Source organism: Pedobacter cryoconitis (assembly GCF_014200605.1).
Classification (GTDB): Bacteria; Bacteroidota; Bacteroidia; order Sphingobacteriales; family Sphingobacteriaceae; genus Pedobacter; species Pedobacter cryoconitis_B.
Window position 1 is genome coordinate 82,391 of the sequence record NZ_JACHCE010000004.1, and the last position, 25,323, is coordinate 107,713.

21 protein-coding genes are annotated in these 25,323 nt (G+C 39.5%); 17 read left to right on the forward strand and 4 right to left on the reverse strand.

Annotated features, from left to right (window positions below; all coding sequences use genetic code 11):
- The first annotated feature begins 29 nt into the window (after window positions 1-29).
- From HDE68_RS13615 to HDE68_RS13670, 12 genes are all read left to right on the forward strand, one after another.
- A complete protein-coding gene (locus HDE68_RS13615) occupies window positions 30-485 on the forward strand; it encodes a phage tail protein (protein WP_183882770.1) in 456 nt (151 codons plus the stop codon).
- A gap of 11 nt (window positions 486-496) precedes the next feature.
- Window positions 497-940, forward strand: coding sequence for a phage tail protein (locus HDE68_RS13620; RefSeq protein WP_183882771.1), 444 nt, complete (start codon window positions 497-499; stop codon window positions 938-940).
- 14 nt (window positions 941-954) lie between these two features.
- Window positions 955-1,119: a DUF5908 family protein gene (locus HDE68_RS13625; RefSeq protein ID WP_183882772.1), complete on the forward strand. Its 165-nt coding sequence runs from the start codon at window positions 955-957 to the stop codon at window positions 1,117-1,119.
- A 1-nt stretch (window position 1,120) separates the two neighbouring features.
- On the forward strand, window positions 1,121-1,786 hold the full coding sequence (locus tag HDE68_RS13630) for a CIS tube protein (RefSeq protein WP_183882773.1): 666 nt from the start codon (window positions 1,121-1,123) through the stop codon (window positions 1,784-1,786).
- A 77-nt stretch (window positions 1,787-1,863) separates the two neighbouring features.
- Entirely contained in the window at window positions 1,864-3,603 is a 1,740-nt protein-coding gene (gene vgrG / locus HDE68_RS13635) for a type VI secretion system tip protein VgrG (protein ID WP_183882774.1), read from the forward strand.
- 20 nt (window positions 3,604-3,623) lie between these two features.
- Window positions 3,624-3,926 (forward strand): PAAR domain-containing protein, encoded by a 303-nt coding sequence (locus HDE68_RS13640; protein ID WP_221300735.1) that lies wholly within the window; start codon window positions 3,624-3,626, stop codon window positions 3,924-3,926.
- A gap of 1 nt (window position 3,927) precedes the next feature.
- Window positions 3,928-4,347 (forward strand): GPW/gp25 family protein, encoded by a 420-nt coding sequence (locus HDE68_RS13645; RefSeq protein WP_183882775.1) that lies wholly within the window; start codon window positions 3,928-3,930, stop codon window positions 4,345-4,347.
- Window positions 4,348-4,351: 4 nt separating this feature from the next.
- A complete protein-coding gene (locus HDE68_RS13650; protein ID WP_183882776.1) occupies window positions 4,352-8,152 on the forward strand; it encodes a hypothetical protein in 3,801 nt (1,266 codons plus the stop codon).
- 11 nt (window positions 8,153-8,163) lie between these two features.
- Window positions 8,164-8,940, forward strand: a complete 777-nt coding sequence (locus tag HDE68_RS13655) for an adhesin (RefSeq protein ID WP_183882777.1) — start codon at window positions 8,164-8,166, stop codon at window positions 8,938-8,940.
- Window positions 8,941-8,957: 17 nt separating this feature from the next.
- Window positions 8,958-11,864: a hypothetical protein gene (locus tag HDE68_RS13660; protein ID WP_183882778.1), complete on the forward strand. Its 2,907-nt coding sequence runs from the start codon at window positions 8,958-8,960 to the stop codon at window positions 11,862-11,864.
- A complete protein-coding gene (locus HDE68_RS13665) occupies window positions 11,861-15,658 on the forward strand; it encodes a contractile injection system tape measure protein (protein WP_183882779.1) in 3,798 nt (1,265 codons plus the stop codon). The genes HDE68_RS13660 and HDE68_RS13665 overlap by 4 nt, the downstream gene beginning before the upstream one ends.
- On the forward strand, window positions 15,649-17,001 hold the full coding sequence (locus tag HDE68_RS13670; RefSeq protein WP_183882780.1) for an ATP-binding protein: 1,353 nt from the start codon (window positions 15,649-15,651) through the stop codon (window positions 16,999-17,001). Before HDE68_RS13665 ends, HDE68_RS13670 begins: the two co-directional genes overlap by 10 nt.
- Here HDE68_RS13670 and HDE68_RS13675 read toward each other — a convergent pair.
- The gene (locus HDE68_RS13675) at window positions 16,998-17,783 is read right to left on the reverse strand and encodes a DUF4239 domain-containing protein (RefSeq protein WP_183882781.1); all 786 of its coding nucleotides are present in this window, start codon (window positions 17,781-17,783) and stop codon (window positions 16,998-17,000) included. The genes HDE68_RS13670 and HDE68_RS13675 overlap by 4 nt on opposite strands.
- 152 nt (window positions 17,784-17,935) lie before the next feature.
- Between HDE68_RS13675 and HDE68_RS13680 the strand changes: the two genes are divergently transcribed.
- Genes HDE68_RS13680 through HDE68_RS13695 form a run of 4 tightly spaced genes read left to right on the forward strand, consistent with a single transcriptional unit; the run spans window position 17,936 to window position 20,368 of the window.
- On the forward strand, window positions 17,936-18,298 hold the full coding sequence (locus HDE68_RS13680) for a hypothetical protein (protein WP_183882782.1): 363 nt from the start codon (window positions 17,936-17,938) through the stop codon (window positions 18,296-18,298).
- A gap of 18 nt (window positions 18,299-18,316) precedes the next feature.
- Entirely contained in the window at window positions 18,317-18,994 is a 678-nt protein-coding gene (locus HDE68_RS13685) for a hypothetical protein (RefSeq protein ID WP_183882783.1), read from the forward strand.
- The gene (locus HDE68_RS13690) at window positions 18,943-19,710 is read left to right on the forward strand and encodes a sensor histidine kinase (protein ID WP_183882784.1); all 768 of its coding nucleotides are present in this window, start codon (window positions 18,943-18,945) and stop codon (window positions 19,708-19,710) included. The genes HDE68_RS13685 and HDE68_RS13690 overlap by 52 nt, the downstream gene beginning before the upstream one ends.
- Window positions 19,700-20,368, forward strand: coding sequence for a response regulator transcription factor (locus HDE68_RS13695; protein ID WP_183882785.1), 669 nt, complete (start codon window positions 19,700-19,702; stop codon window positions 20,366-20,368). Before HDE68_RS13690 ends, HDE68_RS13695 begins: the two co-directional genes overlap by 11 nt.
- Window positions 20,369-20,454: 86 nt before the next feature.
- Here HDE68_RS13695 and HDE68_RS13700 read toward each other — a convergent pair whose 3' ends face one another.
- Window positions 20,455-21,429 (reverse strand): zinc-binding alcohol dehydrogenase family protein, encoded by a 975-nt coding sequence (locus HDE68_RS13700; RefSeq protein ID WP_183882786.1) that lies wholly within the window; start codon window positions 21,427-21,429, stop codon window positions 20,455-20,457.
- Window positions 21,430-21,525: 96 nt separating this feature from the next.
- On the opposite strand from HDE68_RS13700, the gene HDE68_RS13705 reads away from it, so the two are divergent.
- The gene (locus HDE68_RS13705) at window positions 21,526-22,248 is read left to right on the forward strand and encodes a hypothetical protein (protein ID WP_183882787.1); all 723 of its coding nucleotides are present in this window, start codon (window positions 21,526-21,528) and stop codon (window positions 22,246-22,248) included.
- Between the two features lie 33 nt (window positions 22,249-22,281).
- On the opposite strand, the gene HDE68_RS13710 is transcribed toward HDE68_RS13705, so the two are convergent.
- Window positions 22,282-23,490: an FAD-dependent oxidoreductase gene (locus HDE68_RS13710; protein ID WP_183882788.1), complete on the reverse strand. Its 1,209-nt coding sequence runs from the start codon at window positions 23,488-23,490 to the stop codon at window positions 22,282-22,284.
- Window positions 23,491-23,650: 160 nt separating this feature from the next.
- Window positions 23,651-25,276: an NADP-dependent glyceraldehyde-3-phosphate dehydrogenase gene (locus tag HDE68_RS13715; RefSeq protein WP_183882789.1), complete on the reverse strand. Its 1,626-nt coding sequence runs from the start codon at window positions 25,274-25,276 to the stop codon at window positions 23,651-23,653.
- Window positions 25,277-25,323 lie beyond the last annotated feature (47 nt).

Genomic DNA, 25,323 nt, shown 5'->3' on the forward strand with positions numbered 1-25,323 from the left:
TTTATTAACCTCATACTAAAACATTTTTTATGGCAGATAATGGAGCCGCTCAGGCAGCCACAACGTGGCCGTTGGTTAAATTTCAGTTCTCAGTGAAGATTGGAAGTGACGAATTATTATTTCAGGAAGTAACCGGTCTTTCTTCTGAGACACAGGTGATTGAATACAGGGTTGGCAATAGTGCTGTGTTTTCTACAGTGAAAATGCCGGGGATTAAGAAATTCGGGAATGTAACCCTGAAGAAAGGCATTTTTAAAGATGACAAAAAGTTATGGGACTTATACAATAAGATCAAGATGAACACATTTGAAAGACAGACTGTGGTAATCAGCTTATTGGATGAATCCAATGCTGTAGCAATGTCCTGGAACCTTAAAAACGCTTTCCCGGTTAAAATGTCGGTATCTGATATGAAAGCAGATGCGAATGAGCCTGCGGTAGAAACTATGGAACTTGCTCATGAAGGGTTTGAACTGGCTAGCTAAATATAACACAGATGGCATATCCATATGAGGTCCCTGTCGCTTTTAGTTTTGAAGTCAGAATACCTGGGTTTAGCAATGAAGGAGAATGCAGCTTCAGGGATGTAGGTGGACTTTCTGTTAAAATGGATCTTGAAACTGTAATTGAAGGTGGAGTGAATGACTATGAACATAAACTGCCTAAAAGAGCACAGTATAATCCACTGGTTTTGAAGCGGGGAATCCTGAGAGGTTCACAGTTTACGGCATGGATCAATGACGCCATCAGGAATTTCAATTTTAAGCCTAAACAGATCTATATCAGTCTGATTGATGAGCAAAGAGCCCCTACGATCAGATGGAGAGTGGAAAATGCTTATCCTGTAGGTATCGAGATGTCTGAATTTAAGGCTGAGGAGAATGCACTGGCCATTGAAACACTGACTATTGCCTATGACTATTTTGTAAGAATGGAATAATAATTTGTTGAATTATGCCTTTAGAGATACGGGAGCTTGTGATCAAAGTTAATATAGAAACTGCTAACCATACATCAAATACGGATGTAAAAGAGCAGATGCGTGACCTCGAAGACCGGATTATTGAGAAATGTCTGGAAAAAATTCAGCGCAAAATTGAAAAAAGTTTAGAAAGGTAATATGGCACTCATTAAACTAAGAATAGATTCTTATGGTAAAGCAGATTATATAAGTAGCCATAAAGGCACAATTAATGCTTTTATCAACCCGGAAAGTTATGCAGTGACCAATTCCAATAACTTCAGTTCTTTCAATATTAAAGGAGATTCTGAACAAACATTCTTCTTTAACAATACCGGGGGCAGTGTGTTGAAGATAGATAAATTACTGGTTGACGGAACAAAAATTGTTCAGTCAGCCGGTTTTAAAGATGTAGATGCCTATCTGAAAGACCTCTCCAAACTGGTTTATGAATATAATGGAGAAATTCATATGCCGCCTTATGTAAAAGTTACCTGGGGTAATTTTGTTTTTAAAGGGGTATGTACTTCCTATAATGTCAAATACACGCTGTTTAAACCAGACGGAACTTGTTTAAGGGCTGAGGTCTCTATGGAATTCAAAGCATCTGTTGACCCGCAGACTAAAGTTAATAAAGCAGCTAACAGTTCTCCTGATTTAACACATGCGCGTACCGTTAAAGCAGGTGATACTTTACCGCTGATGACATACCGGATTTATGGGACCAGTGCTTATTATATGGAGGTTGCCAGAATCAATAACCTGAGTAATATCAATGCAATTAAACCAGGAGACCAGATCTATTTTCCTCCTTTAAAAAAATAAAAGCTATGCCTGCAAGTCCCTGGGAAATTATAAAGAACATGTCTCTGCGCTGTACTGTTAAAATTAACAATACAGAAATGAAGGAGGAATATGGGATTGAATCAATTTCTATTTCACATCAGCTTGGCACTATCTCTTCGGCAGAACTCTCTATTTCTGGTAATTATGCCAGCGACTTTTCCAGTTTGACCGTAGCTGATGATGAAATATTTACTCCGGGCAATACCCTTGAAATTACAGGGGGCTATGATGATAAGGGCGAAACTGTATTATTTAAGGGCTGTATTGTCAGTCATTCCATTCAGCTTAGTGGCGATCAGCCTGTAAGCATGAAATTAAGTTGTAAACACATGGTTGTGAATATGACCAGGAATCAAAAAACAACGACCTTTCAGAATTTAACAGATAGCGGTATTATTGAAAAAATACTGGATAACTATGGAATTAAGAAATCGGTAGAGACTACCACTATTAAACATGAACAATTTGCTCAAAACCAAGCTACCGACTGGGACTTTATGGTTTCAAGAGCCGACGAAAATGGGTTTATTGTTAGTCTGGATGCAGATACGGTCAGCGTTAAACCTCCGGGCTTAACACAGCAGCCAGTCATCAGGCTGGCTTCAGGGGATTCTATACTGGACTTTTCGGGTGAACTTATCGCTGAAAACCAACCAACTACTGTTAAAGGCTCTGGTTATGATGACAAGCAGGTACCAATCAATGTGACAGCTAAAGAACCTTCGATGAATAATCAGGGTAATTTACAGCCCAAAGAATTAGCCGGAAAATTTAGCCCCGCCCCACAGTCACACCGTTTAAATACACCAACCACTCCGGCAGAATTAGAAGGGTATGTAAATAGCAAATTATTGCAGATCCGTTTAAGCGCGATTAGGGGAAGTGTCAGTTTTGTAGGTTCCCCACTGGTAAAAACCGGGACAATTATACTCCTTGAAGGGGTAGGAAAAAGATATAATGGAAATGCTTATGTGACTTCTGTAACCCATTCTATTAACAAGGGTTTATGGAAAACAACCGCAAAATTCGGCCTGGATAATAAACCAATCAGTAAAAAGCAAGATTTTTCAGCACAGCCAGCCAATGGCAGGGTGCCAGTAGCTTACGGACTGAGAACTGCAAGAGTAGTCAGATTAGCACAGGATACAAAAGAGCCGGGTTCTTTATACAAAGTTCTGGTTGCTTTACCAGCTGAACAGGATAAAGAAAATGAAGTTTGGGCAAGAATGGCCAATTTTTATGCAACCTCGGGATCGGGATTAGAATTTCTGCCTGAAATTGGCGATGAAGTGGCGGTTGGTTTTGTAGATAGTGATCCCAATTTCCCAGTTATACTGGGTTCACTTTTTGGTCATAAAAACGTTGCTCCTAACCCTGCACCTGATGAAAATAATTATATCAAAAGAATCACAACTAAAAGTAAGCTTAAAATATCTTTTGACGATCAGTATAAAGTAATACAGATTGAAACTCCTGGTGAAAACAAAATTACCATCAGCGAAAAGGATGATAAACATACGATTGAACTCAAAGATAAAAACAATAACCTGATCAGTATGACTGCAGATGGCATCAAACTGACCAGTGATAAAGACATTGTACTGGATGCTAAAGGCAGCCTGAAACTTTCGGCTGGCGGCAAGATAACGATTTCTTCAAGTGGCGGAGATGTAGCCGTTTCGGGGCAGAGTATCAAAAATACAGCTTTGGGAGAATTTGCTGCAAAAGGTGGTACTGCCGAAGTCTCTGCCTCGGGCCCCACTACCATTAAAGGTGCAATGGTCATGATTAACTAACAGAAATTAAATGAAATGATATGGGATTAATGGCCGCAAGAATTACTGATATGCATACTTGTCCTATGCTCACCCCTGGCCTTCCTCCTATACCTCATGTAGGCGGCCCGGTTATTGGCCCTGGCGCCCCTACTGTAATTATAGGAAAAATGATAGCTGCCGTGGTGGGCGATATGGCAGTATGTGTCGGACCGCCAGACTCTATTATTAAAGGATCGTCAACAGTTTTACTCTGCGGCAAACCTGCAGCGCGTATGGGAGATACCACAGCTCATGGAGGAACGATTGCTATAGGATGCCCGACCGTACTTATAGGAGGATAAAATGGAACAGGAAGAAAGAACATTTTTAGGACGGGGCTGGAGTTTTCCGCCTGCGTTTGACCGGATAAATAATAAAAACCGGATGTCTTCGGGGGTTAAAGATATTGAACAGAGTATACATATTATACTGGGCACTACCCCTGGTGAAAGGATCATGCAGCCTGAATTTGGCTGTAATCTCAAAAAAATGGTTTTCGAGCAGCTGAGTTCGAACCTGATTACTGAATTAAATCAGATGATCGGACAGGCTTTATTAAATTTTGAACCCAGAATCAGATTTCATCAGGCGGAGATTTCACAGGAAGCCAATTTAGAGGGTTTAGTTTACATGCATATAGAATATACTGTGATCACCACGAATACCAGGCACAATATTGTTTATCCCTTTTATCTGGCAGAAGGTACTAACGTTTCTATTTAAGCTTATGGCAACAGAACTAAAGCCCGAAATTAAAGATGGCATGAGCCAGTCGGAACGCTACCTGGCTTCTTTGGATACCTCCTATTTTGGTATAGATGAGAAAGACGCACCCGATTTGTTCAAATTACTTTATGAGCTTTGCGGCCAGTTCAATTACTACGATGAAACGAATCATATTCAGGGAGACTGGCAAGACTTCCTGAGTTCAGATATTGATATACTTATAGAATTGCTGGCCAGTGTAGAGAGCAGGACTTCGACCGACCAGTATAAAAAATTAACCCATGCGCTTAAACTGGCAGAAAACCAACAGGATCTGACTATCTGCTTAAGAAATATTTTTCTTTTTATCCAGGGTTTTGCAATTCTCCAGATGGAGTTTCATAAAAGACTGGAAACGGCCAATAACCTGGGCCGTACCAATCATTTTGACCTCACTAAAGAAACGTTCGCCCACCATTTGCAGCGGCTTTATGATTATAATCTGAATGCGATAGAACTGCTTGGTGAAGCGGTTAGAATTCACTTTGAGGAGCAATCATTCAGCTATATATTTGAAAGGAATTTTGAAGTTATTGATGAACCTTTCCATAAAAACGGGTCTGTCCGCGAAAAGGTAATCCTGTCTGTTCCCTATTTTGACAATCTTGTTGCTGATTTAGAAGCGAAATTTAACAAACTTTCCAATACTGCAAGACAGTATATAAAAACTCAAATAGTTGATGGTGATGTCTTTGACCCGCACACTGCTTTATTGCTCTCCTTTTTAAAACTTTATACTTATCTGCAGCAGCCAGTTAACCATTTACTGCAAAAACATCTGGATTATTTCTATCATGATATTATCGGTATCAAAAATAAAGAAGAGCAGCTGGACAAGATGCACCTTATTGTTGGGCCAATACCTTTGAGCACGCCTTTTGTGTTAAATAAGGGTGAACAACTGATTGCTGAAGTTGAAGGGTACCAGGAGAAGCTCATTTATGCTTTAGCCAATGATACAGAAATCAGTGCAACACAGGTCAGGGAACTAAAAACAGTTTTTATCAGTAACAAATTACAGTTAAAAGGGAGAACAAGCAGTGCCGGAGATGTCAATGAATTGCAGGTATACCAGGGGAATTATCCTTCTGCTGTTCCCGATACTTTTCAAAAAGACGGAATTTCTTTTCCCTGGCCTTTACTGGGCGAGGATCAAAGTGAATTACCGCTCCAGCAAAAAACAATGGACCAGGCAGATATAGGACTGATGGTTGCCTCTCCGCTTTTATACCAGGTGGATGGGCAAAGGAATTTTAGTGTCAAATTTTTTATCAAGCAGGAATCCTGTCTAAAATTTGATGAACATGTAACCCGGATGTATAAGGCTTTAAACACCAATAAGGAGGTATTAATACTGCAATTGCTGAATCAGAGTTTTGATATCACAATTACGGGGGCCAATGGCTGGTTGCCCATTAAACACTATGCAGTATCTTTTACCCCTGCCAGCACGACCAGCAGCTGCTGCATGGAAATCAAATTCAGGATGAAGAGTACTGAAGAGGCTATTGCTATTTATAATCCGGCTTTGCATGGACAGGATCTTGGTTTGCAATTACCAGCTTTGCGTTTATCACTCAATAATTACTCTTTTCACCACCCTTATACTTTTCTTTCTTATTTTGTAATAGAAAGGGTCAATATCAAAGTGGATGTCAGGGAATCTGAACATTTTAAACTAAGAAACAACCAGTTTGATTTGCATGGAAAAGCGCCATTTCAGCCTTTTGGCGCTCTGCCAGTCAGAGGTTCATACCTGGATATTCATAACAGTAATATCTTTAACAGCTACCTGGTTAATTTCCGTCTTCAGTTTTACTGGTTTGATCTTCCTGCTGATGAGAATGGTTTTGAGGATTATTATCAGGGTTATCCATATCCGTTTACCAATGATTCTTTTAAGATAACACTGAGCAGCAATACCAATTCCAGATTTACCCCCGGAACAGAAGAAAAACAAGAGTTTAATTTATTTGAGCGTCAGAGCCCTCATGGTAAAGCCTTGCTGAAGAACAGGACCACCATTAACAGAATTGATTTAAAGCGGATCAAATTTGAGAATATGCCCGAATTGGATAAGGATGATACAAATGATGACTTTAAACAGGGTACTTTGCGGGTTGAACTGGTACAGCCTGATGATGCTTTTGGAAACCGGCTGTATACCAGGTCATTTATTGAAATAGCTGAACATAATGCCAAAAGGTTCGTCAAAAAGAAGGACGCCCCTAACCCGCCTTATGTGCCCGTGTTGAAGTCGATGTCTATCGATTATACACTGGAACATTCAGAATTAATTTATGGAAGCACACAGGAAAACAGAGATGATCTTGTGCTGTTTCATCTTTACCCTTTTGGATATGAAGAGTTTTATAATGGTAAGAATTTAAAAAACAACTTCTTTGTCCCTCCTCCCAATCATGAAAGCAATCTCTTTCTGGGCTTAAGTGAGCTGACAGAAAACCAGGAACTGTCTCTTTTGTTTCAATTGGCGGAAGCAAACCTGCACCATTCCATGCATGAACCAGAATTAATCAACTGGAGCCATTTAGTTCAAAATAAATGGGTTCCTTTTCCAAATTCGGGCGTACTGATGGATACCACAAATAATTTTATGAATACAGGTGTGGTCACACTCAAAATTCCGGAGGGGGTCGATAAAGGAAATACAATTCTTAATGCAGACCTGTACTGGATAAGGGCATCTTTACCTTGTGCGAGCTCTTTAAAATCCAGGACGATCGCCATATTTTCGCAGGCCGTCATTGCAGTCAGGGAACCCGGACAATCAAATTTTCCTGATTCGGCTTATATCCTGCCCAAAGATGCCGTTAAAGGTTTTCGGGGCAGTTTGCCGGCAGTAAAAAGCCTGATGCAATTTTTCCCTTCTTTTGGCGGCTATCCGAAAGAGTCTGACGGCAAATACAATATCAGGGTGAGTGAAAGATTAAGGCATAAACAACGCTTGTTATCTGTACTGGATATCTGTCAGGCCGTACTGGATGCCTTTCCGCAGATTATGATGGTTAAATGTTATGGTACAACCGACAATGAGGCTGTGATTTTGCCGGGAATAGATATCCATTTGATCGTGATCCCCAAAGAACGGGAAGATGGCAGTTTTATCAGCCAGGAACCCAGGGTTAGTTTATCACTTTTATATGCTATTAAAAAATTCGTTACAGGTTCTGTTTCAGATTTCATCCGTATAGAGGTAGGAAATCCGATCTATGAAAGAGTAATGGTGGTTGCTAAAGTGAAATTTAAAGCTGCCGGAAATACATTGCAGAGTGATGGTTATTATATCAAACAGCTGAACCAGGATATTAACAAATATATTTCTGCCTGGCTTTATGATGCTAAAGCTGATTTTAAAATGGGCTCGAAAATATATATTCTGGAAATTTTAAACCATTTGCAGCATCAGCCCTATATCGAATATATCACGGGTTTTTCACTGGTGCATTTCTTTAAGGTATGGAACCAGAAAGAAGGCCGGTTTGATGCACAGCTTATTGATACTTCGATTGATCTGACAGATAGCCTGCAGGGCTCTGTAGCTGGTGCGATACTGATCCCGGCCGATGATCATCAGCTAAAGGTGATCAGAGAGCATAAACCAGAAGAACCTGTAAAATCCGGAATCGGGGATTTCTCTATCGGGTCAGATTTACTCGTTTTGCAGTCTCCTGAAACCAGTACAGTTGCCGGTAACCCTGTTGTGAAAGAAGAATTATATGATTTTACTATTTACCCTCATTAAATTAAAAAACTATGTTTAAGAGCAAAGTCCATGGCCGTGAAGACCTGAAGAAGTTCTTTCGTAATGGTGGGATCCCTACCGAAAACCATTTTTCGGATCTTATTGATTCGATGCTTAACAGACATGATGATGGCTTTGAGAAAGACAATGAAAATGGACTAATCCTGCATTCGAGTAAGGTTTCCAAAAAGCTGATCACGTTGTTTAAAAGTATAGATGATGTAAATCCATTCTTTTATATTGAAAAGGATGAGCAGGATATTTCGGGCTTAAGGTTTAGCCCTGCCGATGATTTAAGTGATAATCTATCAGAGAAAACGAGCTTCTTTTTCCATGTCAATGGAAGTTTAGGTATAGGCAAACGAAGTCACAAGGATTACAACCTTGACGTCAATGGATTTGCTGCGATGGAAGGCCGTGTGGGTACTTTTTGTAATGGAAAAATCCCCGCAGACGGAAAATGGCATACCATTATTGATGGACTGGATAATTGCCAGGCTTTTGAGGTTATGGCCCGTACCGGCAAAAAAAGATCTGGCAAATTCGCTATTCTTCATGCTTATGCACTCAGTGCATTTGGTGGCTCCAGGAATAAAATCAGAAAAACATCCGCTTATTATGGTTTTTTCTGGAATAAAATCGGTATTCGCTGGAAAAGCAAAAATACGCACGATTATGCGCTTCAACTAAGAACGAATTGTAACTATGGCACTGCCATATTTATTGATTACAAAGTCACCAGGTTATGGGATGATGAAAGCTTTTTAAGCGACGAACATTATTATTAATAAAAGCGATTATAAAAATGGAAATCCAGCCTGATAAAAATAGTGTGATTGAAAAAGATGCGGTGCTGGAGCATGCGCTGGATTTTGATTTTTTAAGAAAAGAAGGTATCGGACTGATTCAGAAATATGCCGGTAAAAACTGGTCTGATTTTAATTTACATGATCCTGGTGTCACCATTTTAGAATATGTCTGTTATGCATTAACTGATGTAGGTTATAGAACTACATTTCCTATTACTGATATCCTGGCGAATGAAAAAGGACAGATTAACCGGGAGCAAAATTTCTTTTTCCCAAAAGAAGAGGTACTTTCTTCTGGTGCGGTTACTGTCAATGATTATAGAAAGCTGCTGATAGATAGTATAGATGAGGTTGATAATGTATGGATAGAGCCTGTTAAATCACAGTTTTCTTCCAGTTATGGTAAAGGGGTTTATAATGTGATTATTAAACCTGTTGCCCACTTTACCGACAGGTTTACAACAGCACCAGAAGCCGCTGGTAATGAGCATTTTGATCAGTTATCTCAAAAGGTGAAAGCCATGCTGATGGCCAATAGGAATATTGGAGATAATTATGAGGGTTTCCAGGTACTTCAACCATTGGATATTTACCTGAGGACAGAAATTGTTATCGAAAAAAATGTCTCTCCAAGCCAGGTCCTGGTAGCCGTATATGATGCATTGGAAAGAACGATTAGTCCGTCAGTTACTTATTATACCGAAGCAGAACTATTGGCAAAGGGATATCCGGTTGAAGCTATTTATAGCGGTCCTTTACTGGATAAAGGTATTCTTCCGGATCATGAACTCCATAAAAGAGTGACCAGTATTGACCCTTTTGACCTGGTCAAAGCCATATCAGGAATCACAGGGGTCATCAGCATTAAAAAATTAGAACTATCTGCTGATGGAAAAAACTATCATAGCGGTATGATGCAATTTGATAGTGGTCATTATCCTGTGATGAAGATGAATGATCTTCATCCTGATGTTACACTTTATCATGATACTTATAATTTATATATCCGCAGAATAGATGTCCTGAAGAATGAGCAAAAGATAAAAAGACAGCTCATCAGTGCCGCAGTACCAAAAAAACAAATTCCTGTTCTCCAGGGAGAATATAAAAGACTGAAGGATTATGTCTCTATCCAAACTTTATTTCCTGCAATTTATGGTATTGGAGAAGAAGGAACGCTTTCTGCAACACCCGACGCTATAGCTAAAAGCCGTCAGCTAAAGGCTTATCTGATGTTGTTTGAACAGCTGATCGCAAATTCGCTGGCACAGTTATCACATCTTAGCGATATTTTTTCTACGGATAATTCTTCAGCTTCTTCTTATTTTTTTCAGCCACTCTATCATGTTCCGGATGCAAAATATATACTGAAAGCATTCACCGATAAAAATGACCCTTTAAATACTGCAGCATGGGAAAATTTCAAAAATGACCCGGATAATGAATTTATCCGCAAAGCCGGGCAGTTTATAGAAACAGATGAGCAATATAAGGATAGAAAAAAAAGAGCATTAGAACATATGTTATCCCGTTTCAACATCGCAGTTCACAAACATCCTGTATTTCTGTATGAGCTTTATTACGATCAGGAGAACCATGTGAACCGCAATGACCTGGAAATCCAATGGAAATCAGCCATACTTAATAATTTGTCTGTTTTCACTACCGATAGAGTCAAAGCAGATAATTATATGCTGTCCGGGGCAAACGGAGGTTTCAAAAGTGGTTTTGGAAAAAAAATGTCCCTGTTACTTCACATCCGGTATCAGGAGACCGGTAGTATTATGGGCAGAATTGTAGCCAAATATAAAGACCAGTTATCATTAAGGGCTTCAGCAAAAGATGAGCATGAGCCAGAAAAGGAAACTATTTTAAGATGCAGGGATGAAGAACTCCGTATCCTGTCAAATCCGGATGAACTGAATATAGACCCGGCAGACCATACTGCACTAACCGCTGGTTTAACCTTCAGGAGGCAATCTGAAAAACTTTTTAAATCGGCAATGGTACTTGATAATTATAGAATTGTCCCCTATCCGTCTGTAAATAGTGAAACCACGGTTATCGTATTTAAACAAATGGCTAAACACGAAGATGAGCAAGAGGATAAGTGGACTATGGTCAGTAAACATCAGAATGATTATGAGGCCTTGACTGCATTAAAGAAAAATGTCAGTTTCTTTAAAGAACTCAATATGGAAAGCGAAGGTTTTTATATGGTGGAGCACCTGTTGTTAAAACCAGCCTTCGACGCGCAACAATATGGGTTTACTTTCTCCGGAGAATCCGGGAATATATTGATTGAACAGCCTGACTGGTATTCTTTCTCCAAAAGAGAAGCAGTCATTACAGGTTTATTAGCCCTGGCTCAAGCCTACGACGATAAAACTGGTTATGCAGCTACAGTAGAAAAATTGAAAGAATTCTGTGTTTTTAAAAAGCCTTTATCTGCAGGGAGCGATCAGCAGGATGATGAACTGCATCCTGATCGGCAGGCTTTAGAATATCTGATGTATAACCTGAAACAGTTTGATTTACACAATAATAAATTTTTCCCTTCTTTTAACTATATAGTCAGACAAACGGATGGGCAGAAAATAGCAGAGGACTTTTATAATTTCAGAATGACTGTTGTTTTTCCTTCATGGCCTGCCAGATTCCAGGACGATAGTTTTGAGAAATTGGCCAGACAGCTTTTTCTGGAAGAATGTCCTGCGCATATTAAAGTCTCGTTCTGCTGGTTATCACTTTCACAAATGACGATATTTGATAAATTATATTTTGACTGGCGGGATCATTTAAGGGCAAATCCGGCTGCTGAAACTACACATCGGGCAGCTACAGAACTCAGCAGGTTTCTCATGGCCTCTGAGCTTAAAAAGACTGCGGAGGACAATTCATGAGCAGTCAGTATTACACAATCCGGCAACTCAGGTTTGATGTTGATTTCTTTTCTAAAGAAATGGCTTATGAACTTCAAAATAGATTAAGCCGGTTATATCATCAGCAGGTTCAGCAAACCCTGGGGAATTTTTTCTCCGCGAATATTCCCGAAAATGCATTGATCAGAAAAGACAGCCTCGTTGTTGATCTGGGCAGTATCTCTTATGAAAGATTGGAAAATGAATTGCCGGAAAGACTGGAAAAAGCTTTGGAAGAACTTTTTGCTCCTCTGCTGTCTTCAAAAGACGTTTTACACTGGAACAGCCAGGATTTTGAAAATCTGCCTGCTGAAAAAGGATATCAGTTTATACTGGAGTTTTATCTGCTCAATGGTACTTTACCCTGGCAAGCTGCAGTACAGCATGGGTTAACCTGGAAGGTTACGCTTCATCAGCTTTATGCGAATGACCGGGAGAACCTGCGCAATTTACTGTTGCGTTTGGGCCGGCAGACGGAAGTGAGAAAAAGACTTGCTTTTCAAACCTCAGTACAGGATATAGAAAAAATAGTGAATACGATTATACCAGTTGAGGCCCCTGTTATTCTTTCGTACAAAAAGAATATTGAAAGAACTCAGTATCAGAAGCAATTTGTAAAGGCCGATACAGAAGATTTTGAACATGCAGTTTCCTTTTTCATTTTAACTTATTTGTTAGCAGAGCCCGGGAGTTTATTCAGCCAAAAAATGTTTATCAAAAGCATTTTGAATCAAATGGCAGGCCATTTCAATGTTTCTTATTTTGCCTTACTGGATATTTTACATGACGCGCTGCCTGTATCCGGTTATGCGGCAACTACTGAGCATACTTTGTTTGAAATTATTAAGGAGCTCCAGCTTGAAGGTCACGCGCCTGCTGAACTGAATACTACTGCACAGACAACTGATGCAGTTATGAACTTAGATGAACTGCTGGAGTTATTGCAATATTATCTGAATGAAGGTTCGTTGCCTGTCTGGTCGGCCTTTTTTAATAGCAATCAAAAAGAACTGAGTCTATATTTTAAAGAAGCAATCGTCAAAGTGCCGGTAGCACTTAGAAAAATAATCTTTGCTTTAACACCTACCGATGCTGTGGTCAAAAGAATCACTGAGCTTTTACCAATCAGTGAATTAACAGGTCTGATCAGGTTTTTATGGCCCGGTCAGACTGGTTTTATGGAAGAATATTTACATCTGCTAATCCTTGTCCATACTAAGGGTTTGCTGAAAACTGTTAACGGAGACACATTCGGCTTCATCCTGCAAAAGATAATTGCCCGGTATATTTTCAATACTGAAAACAGGCAGTCCGGAAATTCAGATTTCATTGAGTTTAGCTTACCATTTCTTTCCGGATACTGTAATACAGCAATCCCGGTAATCCTGAATTTCCTGTTGCCAGAAGCTGATACGCCAGGTTTAACTGATCATGTACAGCGCTTTCAAAGTTTATTAGAATTTCCGTTTACGGGATTTAAGGATGAGAGAATTATACCTGCCGGAGCGGTACAGACTGAGGGTTCAAAATCAATAAACACTAATAATCAACCTATTAAAATAGCAAACATCCTTCATTACTTTATGCAATATGGCACAGTCCCCTGGTGGGGTAAAGCATATAGCCAGCATTCGCCAGAAAAATTATTAAGCATGCTTTTTGCCTTATCTGTTAGTGAAACATTGATTGTACTGGAGCAGGCCGGAAAACAACCTGCGTCAAGAAAACGCTTTTTATGGCAGTTCACCGATGAGCTGACTTATCAGATTTTTAGTTATTTGCCAGATTGGAATTTCGTGACAGTTGCAACTGAGCTTATGATTGAACTCATTGAAGGTATAGCTGCTTTTTCTCAAATTACGCAATCAGCATTCAAACAAATCATCATGGAAGCTGTCTGGTTAAGCTATGTGGAGATGAACTATAAGACGTTTAATGAAAATTGTTTCTACCTGAATGTTTTCAAAAACCTCTCGCAATACAGCAAACTGGAACCTGGATCAATTGCCAGGCTATTTAGCGGTGTAATCAGGGGTGCTCAGAAAGAGGTTACCGAATTTCAAAAAATGAGATCTTTTTATTCCTGGTCTAAGCTGAAGAACGCCCCTATTATTGCGGGCACTGATGATACTAAGGATCACAGGGATAGTATACTTTACCAGATAGAACTGACTCTTGGCCTTTTCAATTCTGTAAAACAGGCAGGTCGAATCCCTGTTTTACAACCATGGGTAACGGCTAATCCTTATGAGACACTGGATAGCTTCCTGTTAAAGCAACATGGACCGGACAGTGCTCCGGATCTTAAACAAAAACAGCAGAAAGCTATCTATTTGCTGGAGTACTATTTATCCTGGAACCGCTTACCAGAAGACTCACCGGTATTAAACCATAAAGAACAGGATAACCTGCTGACAGAGTTATTACTGCTTTTATACCTGGAGAACCGGGAAGCATTAATGCGCATACTCAAAAGTGATAAGCATTCGGTTAATGCCCGTATGAAGGTACATCAGCTATTTTTACCTGATCATAAAGGTGGTGATCATAAACAGCTAAGCCTGTTACTGGATGATTTTATAGAGAAAGATGCACTGCAATATGTAAGGGAAATTACAGGAAGCGGAAGTGTTACGGGAAACCCGGAGTTAAAACCTGCACTGGACCGTCTGCTGGAAAAGGCAAGAGCCGGAAACACCGAAGAACAACTGAAGCAACTCTTAAAATCATCATCTCTAACTAAGTATGTAGCCTTGCACTATGGAGATGAAACTATGGAATGGCTGATAGAGAAACGTTCAGGTAGCGACCTTGTTTTTAAACAGCAGACAGCGTTGGTGAGGAAGCTGATTTTGAGTATTGCCACCAGTACACATGACTACCAAAAACTCAAAGTCCTGTTAAACGAGGCCGCACTTTTTTATCTGTCAGGTTTAGTGCAGGCCAAAAATATAAGCAGTTATATCAGCTTCACTTTTCGTTATTTAGCAGGATCATTTTATATTGCTTCCTCTGCCGGTTTCTTCCATATTTTACTTGATCAGATACAAACTACCACGAGCCTCACCCCTGCTTATAAGGAAGTTATTGTACCTGTGAAGAATGAATTGGAGCATCAGTTAAAATTGCAGGAGCGGGAATTATTTTTAAAAAGAAAAATGGAAGAAGAACGCAAAGTAATGGATATAGCCAAAAGGTCTGCCGAACAAAAGATGCGCGATGAATCCTTAAAACAGGAAACAGAAAAGAAAATAACAAGTGTATTAAAAAAAGGAGATAAATTATATGTTGGCAATGCAGGGCTTGTCCTGTTACACCCTTTTTTAAGCACTTATTTTACCCGCCTTAATTTAATGGAGAAGGGAAAATTCATTAACCTTGAAGCCAGGGCAAGAGCAGTACATTTGCTGCAATACCTGGCCTGTAAAACAACAGAAAACCCGGAGCATGAACTGGTGCTGAATAAGATTTTATGTAATTATCCGATCCAGGAACCTTTACCTCTGGAGGTTTTAATTTCTGAACAGGAGATCAGTTTATCTGCTGAACTTTTGCAGGTAGCAATTGAACGGGCGGGTAAATTATCATCCTCATCGGCAGACGGCTTTAGGGTATCATTTTTACAAAGAGACGGTGCCTTAACAGAAACCGCAGAAGAATGGACGCTTAGAGTAGATCAAAGAGGTTATGACCTTATTTTACAAACCTTACCCTGGGCTTTTGGCATGATTAAATTTCAATGGATGGATAAACCAATAATTGTAGAATGGATTTAACGCTGATGCAACAGAACGCTTTAAGCCTGAAAGCTGAAATGGATTGGCTGGCCAGAGTTATAGAAACACGGATGGATCTTTACTGGGGCCGCCCATGCACCTATCAACAGGTGACAGAAGTCAGCCCCCCGCTGCTGAAAACAGAAGATTCTGTCTATGCACAGATCGTAAATTATTACAGGTTTAATTTTGAAGAGCGAATAGTTCTTTTACTGGCACTGGCCCCGCATCTGCTCCCTCATTTACTGGATGTTTTTTTTGTTAAAAATAGTGGTTATGATCGTGTGTTCACGGAATTTGGCGGTATAACAGGTCAAAATTTCAATGGCTTTTTACCAACGGGAGAAACAGCGGCCTTTATACTGGCAGCCAATAACCTGGAGGAACGCTTTGCTGTGATCCGGTTATTCAACGAAACCCATGCGTTTCGAAAACACAATATCCTGAAACTGGTAGCGATACATACGGATGAGCCATTTTTAAGCCGTGGCCTTCAAATTACTCCCGAATATCTAAGCTATTTTACTATTGGTACTGCACATCAGCCGGATTTTGGACCGGGCTTTCCGGCTAAACGCATTTCTACAAACCTGGAATGGGATGATCTGGTGCTTAGTGACCATGTAAAAAGAGAGGTAGAAGAAATTCAGGACTGGGTTGTTTATGGTGACACCCTGTTAAACGACTGGGGGATGAAACGTACCATAAAACCCGGATACAGAGCATTGTTTTATGGTCCGCCTGGTACTGGTAAAACACTAACGGCAAGTTTACTTGGAAAAACGACCGGACTGGAAGTTTATAGAATTGATCTTTCTATGGTCGTCTCTAAGTTTATAGGAGAAACGGAGAAAAATCTGGCCAGTGTTTTTGATCAGGCCGAAAATAAGAACTGGATTTTATTTTTTGATGAGGCTGATGCCTTGTTTGGTAAACGTACACAAACTAATAGTTCGAATGACAGACATGCCAACCAGGAAGTTTCTTATTTACTGCAAAGGATTGAAGATTTTCCTGGAGTTATTATCCTGGCGACCAATCTTAAAGCCAATATTGACGATGCATTTAGCAGAAGGTTTCAGGCCATGATTTATTTTGCACAGCCAGATGCAGAACAACGCTTAAAACTATGGCAAATGGCTTTATCTGATAAAGCCATTCTGGAAGATAAAATGGATCTGAAGGACATTGCCGGAAAATATGAACTTACCGGGGGGACTATCATCAATATTGTGCGTTATGCGGCACTAAGAGCGATAAAAAGAGGTGATAATATACTATTAAACAAGGATATAATAGAAAGCATAAGACGTGAGCTGGCTAAGGATGGTAAGATTATCTAATGATTTTCTTTGGCCATCATCAAAATAATCTTGTATTCTTCAGGCTCAATTTTCAATTGACCGGTAAAAGGATGGTCTAAAAGAATGATAATATAAATGACCAGTCCGATAAAAGCACCCAGCAAACCGTTCACCGTTAAATGAAGCCTCAGACTTTCTACATCCAGCATTACTGCAAGAATGAGTATGATTAAGGCACCCAGCAAAATAGGTATCCATATTTCTGTGGGTATGCATGAAGAAGCGTCCAGGTCCCGGAGACTTCTGTACATGCTGAGTTCATTTAACTGACGGAACATTTGTCCGGAATATAAATCTCCAAGTTTAAGTTTGCCCATAATTGCAAATACCTGATTGAAAGCGTCCCTATGATGTTTATCCATAGCTTTCATGGCTTCCATACGCGGAAATTCAAGATCTGTAACTGAACGGACATAAGCCAGGTAAGCAGTTTTAAGCGGGGCAATTTTCTCCTGATCAGGAAAAAAATTGATATCTCTGTAAAGCGCAATGGCCGCACTGCCTTCACGGCTTACATCACTTTGTGCACTATTCAGGGAATCCCAAACCAAAAACACGACAAAGCCAAGCAGTAATCCATAAAAACCGCTAACTATGGCAAAAATATAACCTACCGCTTCGTTATGGGAACGCCTGGGAGAAAGCCGTATTTTTTTTCTGAAATAATAAGTAAAAACGACTCCCCCTGAAGTGAAAATCAATACAATTAACAGTAATAGAACGAAGGAAGGCATTTGCAGCATCCAATACATAAAATTCATAAGGTCAGTTATAAGGACCCTCAAATTAATAAGAGAATGTTAGTGTTTTATACGCGGAAATACGTGATCAGATAACCACGTAAATTTACCTGAATTTATTCTAGTTAGGAATACATATTTTTCTATATTTACGAAAATTAACCTTACCTCATATGTTTAAATTAGAAAAATATCGTATCCCTCTGGAACGTGCAGTAGCCTACACCGCAAAATGGAGAGAAATCCAAAGTTTAAATCCAAAAGATCCAGGAACCAAGGTCAGGGCATTTAACATCGATATTGCCGAGTTACAGGAAATCATTCATGAAATCGGGGTGGAAAAAATTCGTCTTTACATTGGTATCAATGATAAAAACAAAGAGACACTTGTTTTAGTAGGCGTAAACAAGGATAACGAAGATATGATCAGTGTACCAGGCGAAGATGAGAATACTGAGGAATCAGGAATATTTGATTTTACTCATCCCTGCCCGGATACTTGTGCAGATGGACTTTCTCCATTAAACGCAGATTAATCTCTTCCTGATTAATCTATGAGCCTGCAAAGTCTGATCTTTAACACTGCTCCTTTTGCCCTGATTCCGCCGGCAATCATGGCAGTAGTTTTATTGCGCAATAGTAATATTACGTTCAGAATATTGAGTATTCATATTCTGATCAGTTCAGTTACCGAGTTTAGTGCCACACTGCTCTGGTCATTGAAAATTAATAATATTTTCTTGCTGCATATCTATACACTGGAAGAGTTTGCTTTGTTAAGCTGGTTCTATGCAACAATCATTACAGGCAGTTCCTGGAAGATTTTCTTCCGGGGCTGCCTGATTACATTCACAATTTTAACGCTTCTGAATTCTTTATTTCTGCAGCCAATAACCGTTAACAATACCTATGCAAGGGGATTGGAAAGTTTATTGTGCATGATTTACGCTATTATTTGTTTTCATAAACTGATCAATAACACTCCTGCCATATCAAAACCCTATCATAATAGTTTATTGTTAATTAATTCGGGTGTACTGATCTACTTTACAAGCTCTTGTTTACTTTTTACCTTAAGTAATTATTTACGAAAACCTGAATTTACGGATGCGCGTATGATGTTGTGGACATGTCATGCATTTTTTAGCACGGTTTACTACTTGCTGTTATTTTTTGGATTATGGACAATTTGGAAATCGAAGTCATACACTTCTTATTCACCGGTACAATAGCGTTATTAATTCTCTCTATAGGCTTTATAACTATTTATATCAAGTGGTTACGGAAATTAACAAAAGAGCAAAGAAAGCTGGTTGAACTAGAGAGGATACATAAGCAGCAAGTGCTGGAAAATATCATAGAGTCTGTTGAAATAGAGCGAACGAGGATTGCGAGGGATTTACATGATCAGATAGGGAATACTTTTTCTTTGCTTTCTTTAATTCTGCAGCAATCTGAGGATGAAAAAGTAAAGGAGGCTTTGTTACTGGTAGAAAATGGGTTAAACAATACACGTGAACTGGTTTATCAGATCATGCCCCCGGAACTGAAATTATTCGGGCTGGAATATGCACTGGAAGAAATTTGTATCCGGGTCAATAAAAGTAATACCCTGGTAGCAGAATGGCCGGTTAAATGTGACCTTAAGCACTATAGCTTAAGGATTCAGCTTTCGCTGTACCGGATAGTACAGGAACTGATCAGCAATACGATTAAACACTCTAATGCAGACAGGCTGACTTTGATCTTCTGTGATATGGGTGAAGAAATGCAGATTCTATACCGGGATAATGGTACTGTAAAACATGAGCGTACTGCTGATCAAAGAAAAGGATATGGGTTAAGTAACATTGAAAGCAGGGTGCAATTATTAAACGGAAGCTTTGATTTTAATTTTAAACAAGGCTTTGAATCAAATATTATAATAAAGAGTTTTTATGCAGATTAATATTGGTATTGTCGATGATCAGTTACTTTTTCTTAAAGGTATGGTCTCACTTTTAGAAAGATACAAAGGTTTTAATGTACTCTGGGAAGCGCAAAGCGGAGCAGAAGCAATGGACCGGCTACACGAACAGCCAGAAAAAACAGATATTATACTTTTAGATCTGAATATGCCGGGTACAGATGGGATTGAAGTAATTAAACAGCTGAAGGAAAAATTTCCTGACATCAAGGTCATTATTCTTTCTATACATGACGAAGAGCGTTTTATCATCCGGTTAATTGAATTAGGTGCAAACAGTTATCTTGTCAAAAATGCTTCGCCCGAAGAAGTTGAAAAAACGATCAGGATTACCTCAGAAAAGGGTTTCTATTTCAATGACAGAATTTCTAATATTTTGTTCAGCAATATAAACGGTACCAGAAAAAGAACTGCCTTAGCAACAGATTTCACCAAAAGGGAACAAGAGGTTTTACAGTGTATCTGTGAAGACCTGTCTACTAAGGATATTGCAAAAAAACTTTTCATTAGTGAAAGAACTGTTGAAGGCCACCGCAACAGTTTAATTCTAAAAACCAATGTAAAAAATACTGCGGGTCTGGTTATTTTTGCTGTAAAAAACAACCACGTGGATCTGAATTTTTACCTGAAAAAGTATTGATGTTTTATGCCTGTGACATTAAACAAAACCACAGTTTTTTTTAATGTCACAGGCATAAACAGAATCAATTTTATTGGATATGTAGTTTAGTCTATTAAAATGACAAGTCTTTTTCCGTTAAAGTCTTTATTCCAGACAGCTTCTATGTCTTCTATTTTTTCTTCATGTATTTCCATCGTTAACTTTCCATCGGCGGCAAGCTGAAACATTTCTGGTAAAACTCTGGTGTTAAAATGCCGGATATCATTTTCTGATAAGCTGCCCAGGCCAGAGCCGAGTATTTCAATAGCTGCACTTCTTAAAGTTCCCGATTCCAGCTTGATGGACTCTCCTGCCATTGCCCCTACTGTAACTATTTTTACACTGGTATTGGAACTATCAACACTATGCCCCTGCAGTGATTTTAAAATCAATTCCATAGGATGGCCCCAAAGATAATCAAGTACAATATTTATTGGATGCTGATGATGTATGTCTTGAATGGCTTTTATAATTTCTTCATCTTCCTGCACAAGAGAAATAATCTCCTTTTCTGCTCCAAGACTTTTTAATTTTTGCAAAGCCTCTATATTTCTGCCGGTAACAAAAACTTTAGATGCCCCATAATGTTTAGCGATCTGAACAGCTATCTGGCCCGTAATACCCGTAGCTCCATTAATCAGAACAACATCCCCGGTTTTGATATTTGCCCTGTTTTTTAATGCCATTGCAGCACCCAGGACAGCATTAGGCAATGCTGCGGCCATTGTTAAGTCAATATTTTCGGGTAAGGTTATATAATTGTTTTTGGGGATGATCGCCTGCTCTGCAATCATGCCGGTAATGCCCTGAGCATAAACTTTGGTCCCATCTGCTAAAAGACCAACGCCATCAAAACCTACAACTGCGGGAAAGCTCTTATAGCTTGTATAATGCACACCACTTGCCCTGGATTTGTCAATGTTTTTGACTGCTGTTGCTTTCACATGGATCAAAATCTGATCTTCTCCTGCAGGTACCGGATCTGGAAAATCACCGTAAACAGGGTTAATGCCTAATTGATATAATACTGCTGCTTTCATTTTTATTTGCTGTTTAATGATGGTGTTAATGATATCTATTTGATAAGTGTACTGTATTTGATAAATAAATTTACTTATTTTGCTGCGATTGAAACAATGCTGAGATTTTCCCCTTTATTATTTACTGAACTGGTTATAAGCCTGCTGCTCTTTTTGATAAACCCCGCATCAGGACAAGAACCTGTGGACAAAAACCAGTCCACTATACAGCCCCCAACAGAACCATTGCCCGCAGATAAAAAGGAATCCAATGCCCATGTGGTATTTAGTCTGGATTCCCGCAGCACCATTATTAACAAGACACATGTGAAAATCTACGGGGCATGGACGGGACTGGAATTTGGCAAAAAACATCATAAAATCACATTGGGTTATTACTGGTTAAATTACGGCCTTGCATCGGCAGGAACCGGAAGTAATCAGCATTCTTCTATATTCGATCTGAGTGCATATACTAAAACTGATGTCTTTTTTCTAAGTCTGGGCTATTGGTACCCGTTGGTTCATACTAAAAAATGGGTTCTTTCTTTTCCGCTGGAACTGGGAATCGGAAAAGAATCTGCCTCCTATTTCCGTTCACAGGATAATTTCAGTCAGGGAAAAGCCAACACTCCATTTATACCAGTTCAGGCAGGCTTTTATGCGGAATACCATGCAACTCCCTGGGCCGGGGTTTTTACACAGATCGGCTATCGAAACACTGTTTCCTCTATTGGTTTCCGTGAAAATTTCAGGGGCACTTATTATAGTTATGGAGTTACTATATATCCGGGTGCCATTATCGCACTCTTTAAAAAGAAACATCACGCTCTCCCCTAAAAAGCCCGCTGATTTATCCTTAACTCCAGCTATTTATTCTGCTGGCTGGTTTACGGAAGAAGAATAAAGTTTCGTACTCCCCTGTCCGGAGATATTTACGGCTTCAAAACTATGTTTACACATTTGATATTCATAAGCTGCTATAGCCCGGATAATATCTGTTTGTTGGTTGACAGCACCGGCAAGCTGTTCCGTTAAAACAGCAGCATCATAAAGCGCTGTGTTTGCCCCTAAACCTCCCGCCGGACTCATGGCATGTATTGCATCCCCTAAGGCTGTAATCTGATCTGTAGCCCATCCTGCTTTTGGAAAGGAAGTCCTAACAGGTACTATAGTTAATGTTTCTGTAGCTGAGTGTTCAAAGAGTGCTTTTAAATCCTTATTCCATTTTGTGGTGACACTTTTTATGACTGGCATAAATTCAGTTGTTGAAAATCTGAGATGATGATGATTCCTTAGTCCGAAACGGCTGCGGTTCCCTATAAATGCCCAGTAGATATAATCCTGTACGGGTGATAGGTTTAAAGAACTTTCTGTTTCCTGAAAAGCTCCCTGATTGAAAAGCATGGCATCCGAAATCACAGCCAGCTCTTCGTCAAAAATAACAGTTGTGCCTGTTTGCAGTAAACCGGGCGTTTGTTTTTTTACTGCATCGGTAAAATAGGTCTTTCCATATAAACAAACACTGCCTGTATCCAGCAGATGGTTGTCTGGAAATCTCTGTCTGGTAAGCTTCGAATTGATCCCGTCTGCTGCAACTACAACTTTAGCGCTGTAATTTGTTCCATCAGCAAAATTTAGAGTCACTTTACCATTTTCGTGTTTTTGATAACTCTCAAATTCTTTATTAAAGTGGATGTTCTCTGTCAGCCCCTGCAATAAGATTTCCCGCATCGTAGTCCGGTTTGCTTTAAGGTCTGGCAACGCTGCTTTTTCATCTTTCCAGCTTTCAATCCATTTTTTAAGTGGTTTTAATTGGGGTGTTAAGGTATTGATCTGTATGGAAGGGACACAAGTGTTTTTAAATAACGTAAAGAGTTTTTCCGGAAGACATTTTTTTAAGGCATCCTGACCTGTCTGATCAATCCTGATACGGTATCCCTGGCTTCTGCTGGCAGCGGAAATATCTTTTTCGAATATATGAAAAGGAATACCTCTTTTTTTTAATCCCTGCGCAAGGCATAAGCCTCCCAGTCCTGCTCCTATAATTGCAACTTCTGGTTGGTCTTCATTTATATTCATAGCTATTTTTCTAATGCTACAAATGTCCCCTATAAAATATAAAACTATGGGTTGCCATCCGTGGGAAGTATTGGACGATTCAGGGGAACTGAATCAAAAAAAGGTAATCCGGAGTCTATTTCCAGATTACCCTTTTTATTAATATTCAGGTTAAATTGTCTTAAAACAGATATTTAGTACTTAAGAAATTAGAGCTGTTGCTATCAACGATTTCGTTGATTAATAACTTATTGCTATCATTTAGTTTCGTTGCAACAAGAGAACGGATGGAAAAGGACCTGAGTGCATCTACAACTGACAAGGTGCCTTCGGCACTGTCTTTCCGGCCGGTAAAAGGAAATGCATCAGGGCCACGCTGACACTGACAATTAATATTTACGCGGCTAACCTGATTGATGAGCGGGTCAATTAGTGCAGCTACTTCGACATGGTCCTCGCTAAAAATACTGACTTGCTGGCCATGTGTTGATTCGATCAGATATTCTATGGTTTCTTCCAGATCATCAAAAGGCACTACAGGAATAACAGGCCCGAATTGTTCTTCTGTATAGAGTTTCATGTCTTTGTTTACAGGGTAAACAATTGCAGGATATACAAAAGATTCATTAGTGGCACCGCCATGTTCATTGATTACCGCAGCACCATGAGCTATCGCATCATCAATACATTCTTTAAGATAAGCTGGCTTATGTGCTTCTGGTAAAGGGGTTAACGAAACACCATCTACCCAGGGCATGCCGAATTTCAATTTGGCAACTGCTGCTGATAGAAGTTTTAGAAATTCATCGGCAAGGGAACGGTGAATAAAAATAATTTTAAGGGCTGTACAACGCTGTCCATTAAAGGATAAAGAACCTAATACTGTTTCCTGAACGGCTAAAGCCAGATCTGCTTTAGCAGTAATGATGGCAGCATTTTTTGCATCTAACCCTAAAATTGCACGTAGCCTGTTAACCTTGGGGTGCAGTTTCTTTAATTCATTAGCGACCTTGCTGGAACCAATTAAGGTTAAGACATTGATCTTTCCCGATTTCATGAGCCCTGGAATGATCACATTTCCTCTTCCATAAATGGTATTGACTACTCCTTTTGGAAAAGAGTCCCTGAAAGCTTCCAGTAAAGGGTAATGTAAAAGGGTACCATGTTTAGGTGGTTTAAACAATAAGGTGTTCCCCATAATCAGGGCAGGAATTAAAGTAGTAAAAGTCTCATTTAAAGGGTAATTAAATGGGCCCATACAAAGTACTACTCCAAGTGGAGAGCGTCTTACCTGTGCAACTATCCCCTGCTCTATCGTGAATCTTGAGGACTGGCGGTCGAGATCTTTAAGGGCATCAATTGTAGCATGGATGTATTCTACCGTTCTATCAAATTCTTTGACAGAATCTGCATAGGATTTACCTATTTCCCACATCAGCAGTTTAACAACTGCTGCTTTTTTCTCAATAATTCTGCCCGTAAATTTCTCTACATGTGTAATCCTGTCAGCTACGCTCATGGTAGGCCATTCTCCACGGCCATTGTCATAAGCAGCAACAGCTGCGTCAAGGGCTTCCATGGCTTCTTTCTCATTGCATAAGGGATAGGTACCAATTACTTTACGATGCAAACCACCGGAAGTTTTAATACATACCGGGGAAACTACCGTGTGGACTTCTCCAGCCCAGGGGTGCATCACCCCATTACTTAAATACTCGCGCTGATGCAGCTCATTCTCTAATCTGAATGCTTCAGGGATATCATGCTCTTCAACAAAAATGGAATTAAGCTGTTCTTGAAAATTCATTCGTTAAAATTTATGTCTGTTAAATTTATCACGTACAAATTAGTAAA

What these genes read in the sequence shown, in the direction of transcription:
- HDE68_RS13615 (WP_183882770.1), top strand. Translation starts at nt 30, where the DNA reads ATGGCAGATAATGGAGCCGCTCAGGCAGCCACAACGTGGCCGTTGGTT.
- HDE68_RS13620 (WP_183882771.1), top strand. Translation starts at nt 497, where the DNA reads ATGGCATATCCATATGAGGTCCCTGTCGCTTTTAGTTTTGAAGTCAGA.
- HDE68_RS13625 (WP_183882772.1), top strand. Translation starts at nt 955, where the DNA reads ATGCCTTTAGAGATACGGGAGCTTGTGATCAAAGTTAATATAGAAACT.
- HDE68_RS13630 (WP_183882773.1), top strand. Translation starts at nt 1,121, where the DNA reads ATGGCACTCATTAAACTAAGAATAGATTCTTATGGTAAAGCAGATTAT.
- vgrG (WP_183882774.1), top strand. Translation starts at nt 1,864, where the DNA reads ATGAAGGAGGAATATGGGATTGAATCAATTTCTATTTCACATCAGCTT.
- HDE68_RS13640 (WP_221300735.1), top strand. Translation starts at nt 3,624, where the DNA reads ATGGGATTAATGGCCGCAAGAATTACTGATATGCATACTTGTCCTATG.
- HDE68_RS13645 (WP_183882775.1), top strand. Translation starts at nt 3,928, where the DNA reads ATGGAACAGGAAGAAAGAACATTTTTAGGACGGGGCTGGAGTTTTCCG.
- HDE68_RS13650 (WP_183882776.1), top strand. Translation starts at nt 4,352, where the DNA reads ATGGCAACAGAACTAAAGCCCGAAATTAAAGATGGCATGAGCCAGTCG.
- HDE68_RS13655 (WP_183882777.1), top strand. Translation starts at nt 8,164, where the DNA reads ATGTTTAAGAGCAAAGTCCATGGCCGTGAAGACCTGAAGAAGTTCTTT.
- HDE68_RS13660 (WP_183882778.1), top strand. Translation starts at nt 8,958, where the DNA reads ATGGAAATCCAGCCTGATAAAAATAGTGTGATTGAAAAAGATGCGGTG.
- HDE68_RS13665 (WP_183882779.1), top strand. Translation starts at nt 11,861, where the DNA reads ATGAGCAGTCAGTATTACACAATCCGGCAACTCAGGTTTGATGTTGAT.
- HDE68_RS13670 (WP_183882780.1), top strand. Translation starts at nt 15,649, where the DNA reads ATGGATTTAACGCTGATGCAACAGAACGCTTTAAGCCTGAAAGCTGAA.
- HDE68_RS13675 (WP_183882781.1), bottom strand. Translation starts at nt 17,783, where the DNA reads ATGAATTTTATGTATTGGATGCTGCAAATGCCTTCCTTCGTTCTATTA.
- HDE68_RS13680 (WP_183882782.1), top strand. Translation starts at nt 17,936, where the DNA reads ATGTTTAAATTAGAAAAATATCGTATCCCTCTGGAACGTGCAGTAGCC.
- HDE68_RS13685 (WP_183882783.1), top strand. Translation starts at nt 18,317, where the DNA reads ATGAGCCTGCAAAGTCTGATCTTTAACACTGCTCCTTTTGCCCTGATT.
- HDE68_RS13690 (WP_183882784.1), top strand. Translation starts at nt 18,943, where the DNA reads ATGGACAATTTGGAAATCGAAGTCATACACTTCTTATTCACCGGTACA.
- HDE68_RS13695 (WP_183882785.1), top strand. Translation starts at nt 19,700, where the DNA reads ATGCAGATTAATATTGGTATTGTCGATGATCAGTTACTTTTTCTTAAA.
- HDE68_RS13700 (WP_183882786.1), bottom strand. Translation starts at nt 21,429, where the DNA reads ATGAAAGCAGCAGTATTATATCAATTAGGCATTAACCCTGTTTACGGT.
- HDE68_RS13705 (WP_183882787.1), top strand. Translation starts at nt 21,526, where the DNA reads ATGCTGAGATTTTCCCCTTTATTATTTACTGAACTGGTTATAAGCCTG.
- HDE68_RS13710 (WP_183882788.1), bottom strand. Translation starts at nt 23,490, where the DNA reads ATGAATATAAATGAAGACCAACCAGAAGTTGCAATTATAGGAGCAGGA.
- HDE68_RS13715 (WP_183882789.1), bottom strand. Translation starts at nt 25,276, where the DNA reads ATGAATTTTCAAGAACAGCTTAATTCCATTTTTGTTGAAGAGCATGAT.